This is a genomic window from Gordonia polyisoprenivorans (assembly GCF_017654315.1).
Classification (GTDB): domain Bacteria; phylum Actinomycetota; class Actinomycetes; order Mycobacteriales; family Mycobacteriaceae; genus Gordonia; species Gordonia polyisoprenivorans_A.
Genome location: NZ_CP072203.1, coordinates 5,691,507 through 5,706,113 on the forward strand (window position 1 = coordinate 5,691,507; position 14,607 = coordinate 5,706,113).

The 14,607-nt window shown below is 67.9% G+C and carries 15 protein-coding genes; 10 read left to right on the plus strand and 5 right to left on the minus strand.

The window, feature by feature from the left end:
• Nucleotides 1-95 precede the first annotated feature (95 nt).
• From J6U32_RS25545 to J6U32_RS25565, 5 genes are all read left to right on the plus strand, one after another.
• A complete protein-coding gene (locus tag J6U32_RS25545; protein ID WP_208792708.1) occupies nt 96-1,088 on the plus strand; it encodes an ATP-binding cassette domain-containing protein in 993 nt (330 codons plus the stop codon).
• The gene (locus J6U32_RS25550) at nt 1,085-1,954 is read left to right on the plus strand and encodes an ABC transporter permease (protein WP_208792709.1); all 870 of its coding nucleotides are present in this window, start codon (nt 1,085-1,087) and stop codon (nt 1,952-1,954) included. The genes J6U32_RS25545 and J6U32_RS25550 overlap by 4 nt, the downstream gene beginning before the upstream one ends.
• Nucleotides 1,951-3,303, plus strand: a complete 1,353-nt coding sequence (locus J6U32_RS25555) for a hypothetical protein (protein WP_208792710.1) — start codon at nt 1,951-1,953, stop codon at nt 3,301-3,303. The genes J6U32_RS25550 and J6U32_RS25555 overlap by 4 nt, the downstream gene beginning before the upstream one ends.
• Nucleotides 3,300-4,544: a glycosyltransferase gene (locus J6U32_RS25560; RefSeq protein ID WP_208792711.1), complete on the plus strand. Its 1,245-nt coding sequence runs from the start codon at nt 3,300-3,302 to the stop codon at nt 4,542-4,544. Before J6U32_RS25555 ends, J6U32_RS25560 begins: the two co-directional genes overlap by 4 nt.
• A gap of 105 nt (nt 4,545-4,649) precedes the next feature.
• On the plus strand, nt 4,650-5,729 hold the full coding sequence (locus tag J6U32_RS25565) for a DUF5685 family protein (RefSeq protein ID WP_208792712.1): 1,080 nt from the start codon (nt 4,650-4,652) through the stop codon (nt 5,727-5,729).
• Nucleotides 5,730-5,749: 20 nt separating this feature from the next.
• Here the strand turns inward: J6U32_RS25565 and fadD8 are convergent, their stop codons facing one another.
• A complete protein-coding gene (gene fadD8, locus J6U32_RS25570; protein WP_208792713.1) occupies nt 5,750-7,387 on the minus strand; it encodes a fatty-acid--CoA ligase FadD8 in 1,638 nt (545 codons plus the stop codon).
• A 159-nt stretch (nt 7,388-7,546) separates the two neighbouring features.
• Here fadD8 and J6U32_RS25575 point away from each other — a divergent pair, with 159 nt between their 5' ends.
• The gene (locus tag J6U32_RS25575) at nt 7,547-8,203 is read left to right on the plus strand and encodes a GNAT family N-acetyltransferase (protein WP_208792714.1); all 657 of its coding nucleotides are present in this window, start codon (nt 7,547-7,549) and stop codon (nt 8,201-8,203) included.
• Nucleotides 8,204-8,230: 27 nt separating this feature from the next.
• Here J6U32_RS25575 and J6U32_RS25580 read toward each other — a convergent pair whose 3' ends face one another.
• From J6U32_RS25580 to J6U32_RS25590, 3 genes are read right to left on the minus strand one after another with little or no spacing between them, the layout of a single operon-like run.
• Nucleotides 8,231-8,602 carry a hypothetical protein gene (locus J6U32_RS25580; protein WP_208792715.1) on the minus strand — a complete coding sequence of 124 codons (372 nt, stop codon included), beginning with the start codon at nt 8,600-8,602 and terminating at the stop codon, nt 8,231-8,233.
• Between the two features lie 31 nt (nt 8,603-8,633).
• Nucleotides 8,634-9,533: an SDR family oxidoreductase gene (locus J6U32_RS25585; RefSeq protein WP_208792716.1), complete on the minus strand. Its 900-nt coding sequence runs from the start codon at nt 9,531-9,533 to the stop codon at nt 8,634-8,636.
• 56 nt (nt 9,534-9,589) lie between these two features.
• Nucleotides 9,590-10,399: an SDR family oxidoreductase gene (locus J6U32_RS25590; RefSeq protein WP_208792717.1), complete on the minus strand. Its 810-nt coding sequence runs from the start codon at nt 10,397-10,399 to the stop codon at nt 9,590-9,592.
• A 72-nt stretch (nt 10,400-10,471) separates the two neighbouring features.
• Here J6U32_RS25590 and echA20 point away from each other — a divergent pair, with 72 nt between their 5' ends.
• Genes echA20 through J6U32_RS25610 form a run of 4 tightly spaced genes read left to right on the plus strand, consistent with a single transcriptional unit; the run spans nt 10,472 to nt 14,045 of the window.
• Nucleotides 10,472-11,242, plus strand: coding sequence for a (7aS)-7a-methyl-1,5-dioxo-2,3,5,6,7,7a-hexahydro-1H-indene-carboxyl-CoA hydrolase (echA20, locus tag J6U32_RS25595; RefSeq protein ID WP_208792718.1), 771 nt, complete (start codon nt 10,472-10,474; stop codon nt 11,240-11,242).
• A 1-nt stretch (nt 11,243) separates the two neighbouring features.
• On the plus strand, nt 11,244-12,158 hold the full coding sequence (locus tag J6U32_RS25600; RefSeq protein ID WP_208792719.1) for a CoA transferase subunit A: 915 nt from the start codon (nt 11,244-11,246) through the stop codon (nt 12,156-12,158).
• Nucleotides 12,155-12,913 (plus strand): CoA-transferase subunit beta, encoded by a 759-nt coding sequence (locus J6U32_RS25605; RefSeq protein WP_208792720.1) that lies wholly within the window; start codon nt 12,155-12,157, stop codon nt 12,911-12,913. The genes J6U32_RS25600 and J6U32_RS25605 overlap by 4 nt, the downstream gene beginning before the upstream one ends.
• 1 nt (nt 12,914) lies before the next feature.
• Nucleotides 12,915-14,045 (plus strand): NAD(P)H-dependent flavin oxidoreductase, encoded by a 1,131-nt coding sequence (locus tag J6U32_RS25610; RefSeq protein WP_208792721.1) that lies wholly within the window; start codon nt 12,915-12,917, stop codon nt 14,043-14,045.
• Here the strand turns inward: J6U32_RS25610 and J6U32_RS25615 are convergent.
• Entirely contained in the window at nt 14,032-14,601 is a 570-nt protein-coding gene (locus J6U32_RS25615; protein WP_208792722.1) for a TetR/AcrR family transcriptional regulator, read from the minus strand. The genes J6U32_RS25610 and J6U32_RS25615 overlap by 14 nt on opposite strands.
• Between the last annotated feature and the right edge of the window lie 6 nt (nt 14,602-14,607).

Consider the following 14,607-nt stretch of genomic DNA (forward strand, 5'->3'; position numbering starts at 1 on the left):
GCGCGGTGTCAAACCAAAGCTGACTTTGAATGGCACGGAATCGCCGAGATCTCGGTAGGCTACGAACCACAATCGCGTGGAGAAAGGAGCCCGGCATGGTCGTTTTGCCTCCGACCGCCATCGAGGCCGCGTCGCTGCGCAAGACGTTCGGGCGGGTCACCGCGGTCGACGAGGTGTCCCTGTCGGTCCCGACCGGTTCGGTCTGCGGGCTGCTCGGCACCAACGGTGCAGGTAAGACCACCACCGTCCGCATGCTCTCGACACTTCTCCGTCCCGACGGGGGCAGTGCGCGCATCTTCGGGCGCGACGTGGCGACGCAGGGCACCGCGGTGCGCTCTCTGATCGCATTGACCGGTCAATATGCGTCTTTGGACGAAGACCTCAGCGCCGAGGAGAACCTGCGATTGTTCGCCGAGTTGCGCGGGTTCAGCAAGGCCCGCGCGCGTTCTCGCGCCGATGATCTGATCGGACAATTCGGACTTTCCCACGCCGCGAGGCGCGCGGTTTCCGGCTATTCCGGCGGAATGCGCCGCCGTCTGGATCTGGCGTGTTCCCTGATCACCGCGCCCCCGCTGCTGTTTCTCGACGAGCCCACCACCGGCCTCGATCCGGCGACCCGGGCGCAGGTGTGGCAGGCCGTGCGTGAGCTTGTCTCGGGCGGCACCACAGTCCTGCTGACCACGCAGTATCTCGACGAGGCCGACAAGCTGTCGGATTCGATTGTCGTGATGGATTCGGGACGGGTCGTCGCCGAGGGCACCGCCGATACCCTCAAGGAACGCATCGGTACCAAGTCGCTGCACGTGATCATCACCGACCCCGCACAGCTCTCACGAGCGGCCGGGGTCTTGCAGCACAGCCTGGGTACCGAGGTCGCGCAGGTCAGCGGCGAGGCACGGCTGTCGGCGTCGATCACCGATCCCGGGCTGGCCGCTCGCGCCGTCGCCGATCTGGAGGCCGCGTCGGTCGGCATCGTCGAATTCTCGGTTCAGCGCCCGACACTCGACGATGTGTTCTTCGCCCTCACCGGCGACCCGGCGACACATGACGCTGCCGGAAACGAGATCTCGTGGCCGGACGCCTCATGACCGAAGACGTGCTGGGTGCCCGCACCTTCGAGACCGACGACGCCATCGACGTGGCACCGACCCCGGCGGCCGGGATCGAATGGCCGATCACCCCGCTCGATCAAGTGCCGCTCACGCAGGCGCTACGGCAGATCCTCGCCCTGGCGCGGCGGGGTTTCCTGCGGATGCGCCACTCGCCGCAGGGCCTCATCGACGTCGTCGTCGTACCGATCGTCTTCACCGTCATGTTCGCCAACATCTTCGGCGGTGCGGTCGCCGGTGGCGTCGGGAATTACCTGCAGCTCTTGGTTCCCGGTGTGTTGGTGTCGGTGTCGGTGACGACGTCCATCGTCACCGGAACCCAACTGCGCGAAGACATCGACAGCGGTGTCTTCGACCGGATCGTGTCGATGCCGATCGCTCGCATCGCTCCCCTGGCCGGACTGCTGATCGCCGACACGGCGCGCTATCTCATCGCGACCACGGTGTCCCTGGCGGTGGGTCTGGCCATCGGATATCGACCGACCAGCGCGCTCGGCGTACTACTCGGCGTGATCCTCGTCGTCTTCGCCGCGTTCTCGTTGAGCTGGATCTTCGCCCTCATGGGTGTGCTGCTGTCCAAGGTATCGGCGATCCAGGGCATCTCGATGCTGATCCTCATGCCGATGACGTTCACCTCCAACGCCTTTGTGCCGACCTCGACGATGCCCGGGTGGCTCGGGGTGATCGCCGAGATCAACCCGATCTCGCACCTCATCTCGTCGTTTCGTGCGCTCGCCAATCATGGGCAGTTCACCGCGGATGTCGGATGGACCCTCCTCGGCTGTTGCGTGATCCTGGTGATCTTCGCCCCCGCCACCCTGCGCGCCTACCTCACACGCCTATGACCAACCACGACAAGGACACCCGACGTCCTACCACCGAACGCCCCAGCTCCGAGCGTCTGGGCCCCGAGCGTCTGGGCACCGACGACGACCTGTTCATCCGCATGGAACACGCTCTCGGACTCGGTGTCATCAACCAGGGGTTGTGGCGATTCGACGGACGTCTCGATCCGGATGTGTTGTCCGCCCTGGCAACCCGACTGCGGTACGGGCGGCTGTCCCGCCTGGCACGACGCCGTCCACCCCCGGTCCGCGACCGCTGGCACTACACACCGGCGGCCGGGATGACCCATTTCGAGGACGAGCCCGTCGCCGAGGGTGACGCCGTGGCGTGGGCACGACGGCAGGCCGAGCGCGGGGTCGACAGCGTCGCCGGACCGGCGTGGCGACTGACCGCCGCGTACTCGGCGGACCGACGAACGACCTTCGTCTCGCTGATCGCCGCGCACGCCGTCGCCGACGGCTGGTCGATGGTGACGGCGGTCGAAGAAGCCGTTCTCGGAACCGATTACGCCGTCACCACCGAGCGGGTGGGTGCACTCGACGACGTCGTCGACGGTGTGCGGACCGCCGCGCGGGCCGCGCGGGCCGCGGGTCGGCTCATCGCCGGTACGGTGGGGTCCCGGCGCGGGCCCACCCCCACCGGTCCGGTGCGACCACCGGGACTCATCGCGGAGGACCCCTGCGGAATCCTGCTGAGCATCCCCGCCGACGACTACGCGCGTGCGTTTGCCCGTGCGCAGGGCAGCGCGAACGCGTTGTTCGTCGCGATCATGGTCGGACTGCTCGCCGAGGCCGGCATCGTTGGACCCGATGACGTTGTTCCCGTGTCGATTCCGGTGTCGATGCACCCCGATGGGGACCGTCGGGCCAACGCCACCACCGGGACAACCGCGCAGATCCGGGTATCCGACGACCGCTACCACGATCTCACCGCGATCCGGGCGGCCTGCAAGGAGGCCTACCGCAGCGTGCACACCGGCACGTCCACCATGGGCCACCTCTCGCAGGTTGCCCAGGCGCTCGGCGACCGACCGGTGCGACGCCTGGCCGCCAACGGCTCGACGCCGATGTGCCTGGCCTCCAACCTCGGCGAGTTGTCGCCCGAATTCTGCAGTCTGGGAAGCGGACTCGACGCCGAGATCGCGGTGCGCGCCTTCACCGGTCGGCCGGCGGGCACGGCCGACTTCGGTGGCGGCGTGAGCGGATGGTTCGGCGTCGGTCCGCGCGCGATCGGGTTGGCGGTGACGTCGCTCGATCCGCGGCTGGCCGCCGATGACGCCGCCCTGGCGGTCCTGGTGCGCGCCGAGTTGAAGCGATGGGAACTCGAGGCGAGCGAGTGGGGCGAATGAGAATCGCCTTCGCGCTGCACGGCAGCCGCGGCGACGTCCAACCGGCGGCCGCGGTGGCCGCCGAATTGGTGCGGCGTGGCCATTCGGTGCGGCTGGCCGTGGCGGCCGATCTGGTGGAACCGTTTGCGCGAACGGCGATTCCGACCACCGAACTCTGTCCATCGACGGCGGATCTGCTCGCCAGTCCACTGATCCGCAACGACCTCAAGTCGCTGAATCCGCGTACCCGTTTCCGGGCGTTGCGTGAGGTCAGCGCGTACGGGGTGGACCAGTCCGAGCGGGTGATGGCCGAGCTCGCCGACGATGCGGACGTCCTCGTCACCGGTCTGCTCGCGCAGGACCGGGCCGCGACCGTCGCCGAGAGCCGCGGGATCGCCTTCGTGCCGCTGCACTACTGCCCGGTGCGTGTCTCCGGGTCGGTGTCGCCGACGTATCGCACTGTGCCGCGAGCGGTCTCACGCATGGTGTGGACGCTCGCCGACCGGATCATGTGGCTCTCGACCCGCGGCGCCGACCGCCGCCTGCGCGCACGTCTGGGGCTGCCGCCGGATCGGCGACCGTTCAGCAGACGTCTGCGTGAGGACGGCATCCCCGAGGTCCAGGTGTACGACCCGGCCCTGTTCTCCGACCTGCCACACGAGTGGGGACCGCAGCGGCCCTTCGTCGGATTCCTGTGCCCGGACAAGGAGATCCGTGCGGCGATCAACGACGGCCTGGACCGGACCGATGCGGCCATCGGTTTCGCCTGCTCGGGGCCGCCGCCGGTCTATGTCGGTTTCGGCAGCATGCGAGCGCCCGGGGATCGGATGGAGTTCGTTGTGACCACCCTGCTCGATCACGGTCTACGCGTGATCGCCCACACCGATCTGGATCTCCCGGTGGCGGATTCGCGCTTGTTCCGAGTATCCGGAACGGTGGATCACGAAGCACTGCTTCCGCATTGCCGCGCGGCGGTGCACCACGGTGGTGCCGGGACAACGGGTTCGGTTCTGCGGGCGGGTATTCCGTCGACGGTCGGATGGTTCAGTGCCGATCAACCGATCTGGGCTGCCGCACTACGCCGGTGCGGTGCCGGTACCGGGAATCGCCTGAGTCGAATGACCGCTGCCGACCTGTCGGCGCTGACCGACCCGGGTGTGCAAGCGGCCGCACGCAGGATCTCCGAGCGACTCCTTCCCCTGAATCATGCGGTCGACGCCGCGTGCGAGATCATCACCAACGCCGCGGCGTCCATGGCCTGACGGTGGCGGCCCCCGACCAGCGTCGACCGCCCGGTGTCGACCGCCTGAAGGACACGGCGGCCACTCCGGTGGTGTCGAACCGGGGCGTGATGCTTGGATGGCGGCATGTTCGGGGTCCTCACACCATGTCGTCACCGTCTGGGAGACGAACTCGCCGACCGGTGGCGCGCACACCTGTGCGGGTTGTGTCTGGCGCTGCGCGACGGTCACGGTCAGGCCGCGCGGCTGACCACCAACACCGATGCGGTGATGATCTCGATCCTCACCGAAGCCCAGCGCAGCGGTGGGGCGGCGACCGCACGAGCGGGACGGTGCCCACTTCGGTCGCTGCGCACGGCCACGGTGGTCACCGCCACCGACCCGGGTATCCGGCTGGCCGCCGGCGCGTCACTCACCCTGGCCGCGGCCAAGGCCGACGATGTCCGCGCCGAAGGGCGCCTCGGACTCGCGCCACACTCACCGATGAGGTCGGCAACCGCCCGGGTGATCGGATCCCGGTTACATGCGGCGGCCTCGAACGCCCCGGTCCTCGACGCCGAGCGTATCCTGCACATCCTGCATCGCCAGTCCGAGATCGAGTGCACGGCAGCATCTCTCGGTGAGATCACCGATCCCAGCGGCCGGGCGTGCGCCGAGGTGTTCGCAGCGACCGCCGATGCCTCGGGCATGCCGGACAACCGCGCCGACCTCGAAGCCATCGGCTACGACTTCGGGACGATCGCCCATCTGCTCGACGCCGTGGACGACTATCACGCCGACGCTCTCTCCGGTGCGTTCAATCCGTTGCGCGCCACCGGAACCGAGGTGACCGCAGCACTGACCGAGTGCCGCGACCGACGCAACCGGATCACCGAGCGGTATTCACGGCTCCGACTCGACGACGACCGGTTGCTGCGGGCGGTGCTCCTCGACGGTCTGCGGCACGCAATCGCCCGCCGGATGCATGCGCGGACCCGGTGGCCCGCCACGCGGCCACCGGACTTCCCCGACTCCTGGCCATATCCCCCGCCATTCCCACCGAACCGGCGATTTCGTGATCGTCTCGGCCCGTTCCTGTGGACCGGCTGCACGGGCCGGGCGTGCTGCACCGACCACTGGAATCACTGCAGCGACAAACTCACCAGCCCCTGCTGCACCGACGACTGCGGGGATTGCTGCGACTGTTGCGACTGTGATTGCACCTGAACGCTGTCGGTCGATGTCGCTCAGCCGACCCCGCGGCCGGCCGACTCCCAGAACTGTGCACGCAGCGCCTTCTTGTCGGGCTTGCCCAGCGCGGTCAGCGGCAGCGCGTCGGCGAAGATCACCTGCTTGGGCGACTGCACCGCACCCTTGCGTTCCTTCACCGCGCCCTGGATCTCACCGGTGATCCGCGCCCGCCCGTCGTCGTCGGATGCGGCGTCGGCACGCAACACCACGACCGCGGTGACCGCCTCACCCCACTTTTCGTCGGGTACCCCGATCACACCGACCTGTGCGACGGAAGGGTGTTCGGCGACAACATCTTCGACCTCCCGCGGAAAGACGTTGAAGCCGCCGGTGACGATCATGTCCTTGGTGCGGTCGACGATGTACCAGAAGCCGTCGTCGTCTTCGCGCGCGACGTCGCCGGTCCGCAGCCAACCGTCCCGGAAGGTCGCCGCGGTCTGCTCGGGCAGGCCCCAATAGCCGCCGGCGAGAAGCGGTCCGGCCACACAGATCTCGCCGGGCTCGCCCGGTGCGACGGGAGCGTCGTCGGGACCGAGGAGCGCGGTGTGCAGGAAGGCCGACGGCCGGCCACAGCTCGACAGTCGGCGGGTGTCCTCGCCCGGCTTCGGATGGTCGTGCTTACCGAGATAGCTGATCACCATCGGGGCTTCGGACTGCCCGTAGTACTGGGCGAAGATCGGGCCGAAACGTTCGATCGCCTCGGCGAGCCGCACCGGATTGATCGGCGAGGCACCGTAATACACGGTTTCCAGTGACGAGAGGTCACGTGTCTTCGAGTCGGGATGATCGAGGAGCGCATAGAGCATCGAGGGCACCAGCATGGTGGCGCTGATCCTCTTCTCCTCGATCGTCGCGAGCACCTGTGCGGGGTCGAACTTCGACAGCACGATCATCGTGCCGCCCTTCATCAGCGTCGGCACGAAGAACGCGGCACCGGCATGTGAGAGCGGCGTGCACATCAGGAATCGTGGTCGCTCCGGCCATTCCCACTCCGAGAGCTGGATCTGGGTCATCGTCGCCATCGCCGACGCGGTTCCGATGACGCCCTTGGGTTTTCCGGTGGTCCCGCCGGTGTAGGTGATCGACACGATGTGATCGCCGGGTAGCGGCGCCGCGGTCAGCGGGCGCGGCGAGAACGTGTCGGCCTCGGCGATGATGTCGCGACCGTATGCGGAGAGCTCCTCCGGCACCGGCCCGAGGGTGAGGACCTGCTCGAGACTCTCGACGCGGTCCACCAGCGCCGCCGCACGCGCGACGAACATCGGCACCGGATCGATGACCAGTGTGGTGACCCCGGCGTCGGAGAGTACGTAGGCGTGATCGTCGAGCGAGCCGAGCGGATGCAGCGCGGTGCGCCGCCAGCCCTGGGTCTGCCCGGCACCGATCACCAGGAGCACCTCCGGACGGTTGAGCGCCAGGAGCCCGACGGCGGTTCCCGATCCCGCGCCGACCGACTCGAAGGCCTGCACGTACCGGCTGACCGCGTCGGCCATCTCGCCCCCGGTGAGTTCGGTGTCGCCGAGTTCGAGCACCTTGTGGTCGCGATGGCGTCGCAGGGCCGCGACCATGAGATCCCCCAGATGGACCCCGCTGCGCAACGGGTCGTATTCGGTCACAGAGCTGTCCTCAGTCATGCGTCCAGACTAGGACGTGTTTCAGAACTGAGGAAGGCCGTGGACGGAATTCGTCGGTGACATGCACAGATGTCGCGTTCTGAGCGACCTCTACACACTAGAACGTGTTCCATATTCGGTCTGCCCTCATGGGCGACCACTCCGCATTAGGATCGAGGCATGACTGACCTGGACCTGGCGACCTCCCGTCGCGACATCACCGACGCACTCCTGACCGCTCTCGAGCGGCGCCACGAGGTTCTCGACACCATCGTCGAGGCCGACAATCACACCGATGCCGTCGCCGCGATCGCCGAACTGCTGGACAAGTCCCAGCTCGGCGCCGAGGCGATCCTCGACATGAAACTCGATCAGCTCACCAAGGAGGAGCGCCGCAAGAACCAGGCCGAACTCGACGACCTGAACTCGGCGCTCACCTTCACCCTCGCCGAACGGCCCGCATCCAGCGGCGACACCCTCGACCTGCGCCCCTTCTCCCCGGAGGAGGACGCCGACCTCTTCGCCACCCGCACCTCCGAACTCGGCGTGGCCGGCGACGGCTCGGGTGCTCCCGCGGGCGATCTGGCCGACGAACTGAGCAAGGCCACCGCACGCGTCGACGACGAGGAGGCCGTCTGGCTCGTCGCCATCGAAGGAGACTCCAAGGTGGGCTTCGTCTTCGGCGAGTTGACCTCCGGCGAGGTCGACGTGCGGATCTGGATTCATCCCGAGCATCGCAAGAAGGGTTACGGTACCGCCGCCCTGCGCAAGTCGCGCTCGGAGATCGCCGCCTACTTCCCGGGTGTGCCAATGGTGGTTCGGGCGCCGGGCGCCTGACCGATCACCTGGCGCGGGTCGGTGCGCTCAGCCGACCCGCCGGGGCAGCCCAAAGCGGGCGACGATCGCGCGAATGCGAGTGTCCTCGTCGATGACGAAGGTCTCCGACACCGGCGCCGCGAGCCCCAGCACCTTCGGTGCGACGTGAACGAGGTAGCGGGTGGTGACGCTGTGTCCGTCGACGGTGGCCTCGAACGCACTGACGCGGTGGATCAGCCGGAACTGTGGCCCGCGTTCGAGGCTGCGCGCGATATGCGGTCCGTTGCGCCCGGTCTTGACGCCGAATTCGACTCGGGTGCAGTCCGGATGCAGGTCGACCGCGCTCGCATCGTGACTGACCAGGGCATCGACGTAGGCCCGTGCCGCCGCGACACGGGTCGCCGCCACGGAGTCGGTCATGGCTCTCCCCACAGGTATCGGCCCAACGGTGTCAGCGCGCTCCGTAGACCGGCATCGGCACCGGCGCCTTTGCGATGATCTCGGCGATCACCGGGCCGAGTTCGGACGATTCCCAGCGCGCACCCTTGTCGCGTTCGACGCTACGCTGCCAGCCGTCGGTGATCGAGATCTTGCCGCCCTCCACCTCGAAGACCCGTCCGGTGACCTCCCCTGATTGCGGAGAAGCGAGCCAGCACACCAGCGGTGAGATGTTCGCCGGATCCATCGCGTCGAAGGAGCCGTCGTCGGGGGCGGCCATCTGCGCGGCCATCGCCTCGCCGGCACCGAGGGTCATCGCGGTGCGCGCCGCCGGTGCGATCGCATTGACCGTGACCCCGTAACCGCCCATCTCGGCGGCGGCCTGGATCGTCAATGCCGCGATACCGGCCTTGGCGGCGACGTAGTTGCCCTGCCCGACCGAGCCGTAGAGGCCGGCCCCGGACGAGGTGTTGACGACGCGGGCGGTACGCCTACTGCCGGCCTTGGCCTGTGCCCGCCAGTAGGCGGCGGCATGACGCAGCATCACGAAGTGCCCCTTCAGATGCACGCGGACCACGGCGTCCCACTCGTCCTCGGCCATCGAGACCAGCATGCGGTCACGCACGAATCCCGCGTTGTTGACCAGGGCGTCGAGCGCGCCGAATTCGTCGACGGCGGTGGCGACGATGCCGGCCGCAGTGTCCCAGTCGGCGACGTCGCCGGCGGCGGTGATGGCGTCACCGCCAGTGGTGCGGATCTCGTCGGCCACCGCGTCCGCGGCCTCGGCCACGAAGTCGTTGACGACCACCTTGGCACCGTCGGCGGCGAAGGCCAGGGCGTGCGCCCGGCCGATACCCTGCCCGGCGCCGGTCACCACGACCACACGACCGGCATTGGACGCACTCTCAGCCACTGTTGTTGTCCTCTCAGATGTTTCGGTTCACAGCTCGCGGTTCGTTCGGTTGCAGATCAGACGTCGTTGCCGGCATTGGCGGCGGCGAGAAATGCCGGTAGTTCGCCCCCGCCGTGGACGGTCAGGGTGGCGCCGGTGATGTAGCCGGCCAGCGGTGAGAGCAGGAAGGCCGCGGCGGCGCCGACGTCGGCGGGGCGGGCCATGCGGCCCATCGGAATCGTCCGGCCGACCGCGGCGATACCCGCGTCGTCGCCGTAGTGCAGGTGCGCCTGTTCGGTCTCGACCGGTCCGGCGACGATGGAGTTCACCCGAACCCTGGGCGCCCATTCGACGGCGAGTGACGCGGTGAGACTGTCGAGTCCGGCTTTGGCTGCCCCATACGCCGACGTTCCCGGCGACGCGCGGTGGCCACTCACGCTCGAGATGTTGACGATCGCGCCACCGCCCTCCTGATCACGCATGACGGCCTGCGCCGCACGCGCGACGATCAGCGGGGCAAGCAGATTCAGCTCGACGATCTTGCTCGCGAAGCGCGGCGAGGCGTCGGCCGCCAGCGCGAACGGCGACCCGCCCGCATTGTTGATCACGCCGTCGATCCGCCCGTGGGTCTCGACGATTCGCGCGAGAGTGGCGGCCACCGCGTCCTCGTCGCGCACATCGCACGGAAGAAATGTTGCCGCGGAGATGGATTCGAGCTCGTCGTTCGAATGCCGAGCACAGGCCACCGGGGTCACGCCGAGGTCGGCGAGGGTGGCAACGATGCCGAGCCCGACACCTCGGGCCCCGCCGGTCACCAACACGACCCGTCCGGCGAGCCCGAGGTCGTAGCGTCCCGGCCGTCCGGTCACCTGTGCGGTCGTCGTCATGGGTGCTACCCTACCAAACAACCAAGCAATTGCTTGGTTGGTTTTTCGAGCGCTTCGCCGAGAGGAGCACGCGTGCCGATCACCACTACCCGCACCGATGGCGGGGTCGTCACCGTCACCGTCGACTACCCGCCGGTCAACGCGCTGCCGTCGTCGGCATGGTTCGACCTCGCCGACGCCATCACCACCGCGGGCAACGACCCGGAAACACACGTGGTGATCCTGCGGGCGGAGGGCCGGGGTTTCAACGCCGGCGTCGACATCAAGGAGATGCAGGCCACCGAGGGATTCGGGGCGTTGATCGCCGCCAACCACGGATGCACCGCGGCGTTCAGCGCGGTCTACGACTGCGCCGTCCCGGTGGTCGTCGCGGTCAAGAACTTCTGCGTCGGTGGCGGAATCGGGCTGGTCGGCAACGCCGACGTGATCGTCGCCTCCGAGGGCGCCGTGTTCGGTCTTCCCGAGGTCGATCGCGGGGCACTGGGCGCCGCAACACATCTCGCACGTCTGGTTCCCCAGCATATGATGCGCACCCTGTATTACACCGCCCAGAACGTCACCGCAGAACAACTCCTGCACTTCGGCTCGGTCCATCGCGTGGTGGCCGCCGACGACCTCGATGCCGCGGCACTCGATGTCGCCGAGAAGATCGCCGCCAAGGACACCAGGGTGATCCGCGCGGCGAAGTCGGCGATCAACCACATCGACCCGGTGGACGTGAAGGCCAGCTACCGCCTCGAGCAGGGATACACCTTCGAACTCAATCTGGCCGGCGTCGCCGACGAACACCGCGATGAGTTCGTGGCGACCGGCAAGGCCCTCAACACGGGAGGACACGCCTGACATGGCAGCCACACCCACTGCAGCCACACCCACCGACAAGACGAGCACGCTCGACGGCGTCATCGGCGAGCTGCGCGACGGGATGACGATCGGTATCGGCGGCTGGGGTTCGCGGCGCAAGCCGATGGCACTCGTCCGCGCGTTGGCCCGCTCTGCGGTGACCGACCTGACCATCGTCACCTACGGCGGGCCCGATCTCGGACTACTCTGTGCTGCAGGCAAAGTCCGTCGCGTGTACTACGGCTTCGTTTCCCTGGACTCCGCCCCGTTCTACGATCCCTGGTTCGCCCACGCCCGGACCACCGGCGCAATCGAGGCACGCGAGATGGACGAGGGCATGATCAAGTGCGGGCTGCAGGCCGCCGCGGCCCGGTTGCCGTTCCTGCCGATCCGGGCCGGACTCGGCTCCGATGTGCCGGCGTTCTGGGAGGGCGAGCTCAAGACCATCGAGTCCCCGTATCCCGACCCCGACGGCCGCACGCAGACACTCATCGCGATGCCCGCCCTGCGACTCGACGCCGCCTTCGTCCACCTCGACCTCGCCGATACCCGCGGCAACGCCGCCTACACCGGCGTCGACCCGTACATGGACGACTTGTTCTGTGCCGCCGCAGCGCGCCGGTATCTGGAGACCGATCAACTCGTCGACACCGAGGTTCTCGTCAAGTCCGTTCCGGTGCAACGGATTCTGCTCAACAGGATGAATGTGGACCGGGTGGTGCATACGCCGAACGGGGCGCACCACTCCTTCGCAGGCGACTACGGCCGCGACGAGGCGTTCCAACGGTTCTACGTCGAGCAGGCCAAGGACGCCGACGCGTGGGCCGCATTCCGCACGCGCTTCCTCGACGTCGACGAACCCACCTATCAACGCGAGGTCGCCGCGTGGCGTGCCGAACAGGAGGACCGCAAGTGACCACAGCGACCACCGGGGTCACCCGGGCCGAGTACTGCGTCGTCTCCTGCGCCGAGATCTTCCGTGGCGCAGGCGAGATCATGGCGTCGCCGATGGCGCCGATCCCGCTGCTCGGAGCGCGCTTGGCGCGCCTGAGCTTTGCGCCCGATCTGCTCATCACCGACGGGGAGGCGTTGATCCTCGCCGACACACCGGGCATCGGCAAGACGGGTCCCATCGAGGGGTGGATGCCGTTCTCCAAGGTGTTCGACGTCGTGGCGTCGGGTCGGCGCCATGTGGTGATGGGCGCCAACCAGATCGATCGTTTCGGCAATCAGAACCTGTCGGCGTTCGGCCCGTTGCAACACCCGACCCGACAGATGTTCGGCGCCCGTGGCGCTCCCGGCAACACCATCAACCATCCGACGAGTTATTGGGTCCCACGGCATTCGGCACGCGTGTTCGTCGACGCCGTCGACATCGTCTGCGGACTCGGCTTCGACAAAGTCGATCCCGACAACCCCGCCTTCGACGACGTCGACATCGCTCGCGTCGTCACCAATCTCGGTGTCTTCGACTTCGGCGGGCCCGACCACACGATGCGTGCACTGTCACTGCATCCCGGGGTGAGTGCCGAGGAGGTCGCGGAGAGCACCTCCTTCGAGATCGACGGACTCACCGAGGCGCCGACAACGCGGGAACCCTCCGACGAGGAACTCGGCCTGATCCGGGATGTGCTCGATCCCAAGGGTGTTCGCGCCAAAGAGGTGCGGTGAGATGACCGGAGATGGCATAACCGGCTCTGCCACAACGGGCGCCGGGCGCGCCGCACCCCTGCAGACGAGCTTCACCGACCTCGTCGGCGTCGAGTACCCGATCGTGCAAACCGGGATGGGCTGGGTGTCGGGGCCGTCGCTGACGTCGGCGACAGCCAACGCCGGCGGTCTGGGAATCCTCGCGTCGGCGACGATGACCTACGACGAACTCGAAGCGGCCATCGCCAAGACGAAAGCGTTGACCGACAAGCCCTTCGGGGTCAACATCCGCGCCGACGCCACCGACGCACCGCAGCGGATCGACCTGCTGATCCGGGAGGGCGTCAAGGTCGCTTCGTTCGCACTGGCGCCCAAGAAGGAGCTGATCGGCAAGCTCAAAGATCATGGTGTGGTGGTGATCCCGTCGATCGGCGCGGCCAAACACGCGGTGAAGGTGGCCTCCTGGGGCGCCGACGCGGTGATCGTGCAGGGTGGCGAGGGCGGCGGACACACTGGACCGGTGGCCACCACGTTGCTGCTGCCGTCGGTACTCGATGCCCTCGCGGAGAACGGATCCGACATGCCGGTGGTGGCGGCCGGCGGATTCTTCGACGGCCGCGGACTGGCCGCCGCCCTGGCGTATGGCGCGCAGGGGGTGGCGATGGGGACGCGGTTCCTGCTGACCTCGGATTCGGCGGTGCCCGACGCCGTCAAGCAGGAGTATCTGGCCCGGGGCCTCGGTGACACGGTGGTGTCGGTGAAGGTCGACGGGATGCCGCATCGGGTCCTGCGCACCCCGCTCGTCGAGGCGCTGGAGAGCGGTAGCTCCGTCAAAGCCCTTGTCGCCGCAGCCCGTAACGCCAACGAGTTCAAGCAGCTGACCGGAATGCGCTGGACGACGATGCTGCGCGACGGCCGCGCCATGCGACGCTCCGGGGAACGCACCTGGCAGCAGATCATCATGGCAGGCAACACCCCGATGTTGTTGCGCGCAGGACTCGTCGAGGGCGACACCCGCGCGGGCGTCCTCGCCTCGGGTCAGGTCGTCGGAATGATCGACGATCTGCCCAGCTGCAACGAGTTGATCCAATCGATCATGACGCAGGCCCACCAGCGGCTGCACGCACTCGCCGCGCCGGTCAGCGCAGTGTGAGGAGTGTTCGCGTAACGAGATCGGCGACGACGCCGCGACGCGAGGAGTGCGGCTCATCGCGGTCGAGACCTTGGGTGTGGCTGTAGACCACTCCCTCCAGGACGGTCACCAACCGCCGGGCAGCCACGTGCGGCTGCGCGGACCCCAGCGACTCCATCAGTCCTGCGGCCGCGTCCTCGGAGAAAAAACACCGACGCAAGCGCCCACGGACGTCGTCTCCGATTCCGACGTCGAGCAACAGTGCCTGGCGCGCGATCACCTCGGCCACACGATCGGTGACGAGTCCGGTCACGTACTCGCTGATCACCTCGACCGGGTCGCTCGCAGCGCCGGGTTGCCCGAGCACTCCGTGGAACCGTTCATGGGAGACGGTGATCAGCCGGTCGGCGGCGGCGAGCAATAGCGCTTCACGCGTGCGGAAATAGTACGAGGTCGATCCCTTCGGCAGGTCGAGCCGACGATCGATCGCCTGATGCGTGAGAGCGTGCGTGCCCCCGGACGCCGCGAGTTCCAGTGCGGCATCGGCAATTCGTAGGCGGCGATCGGGACGGGGCACACGTCA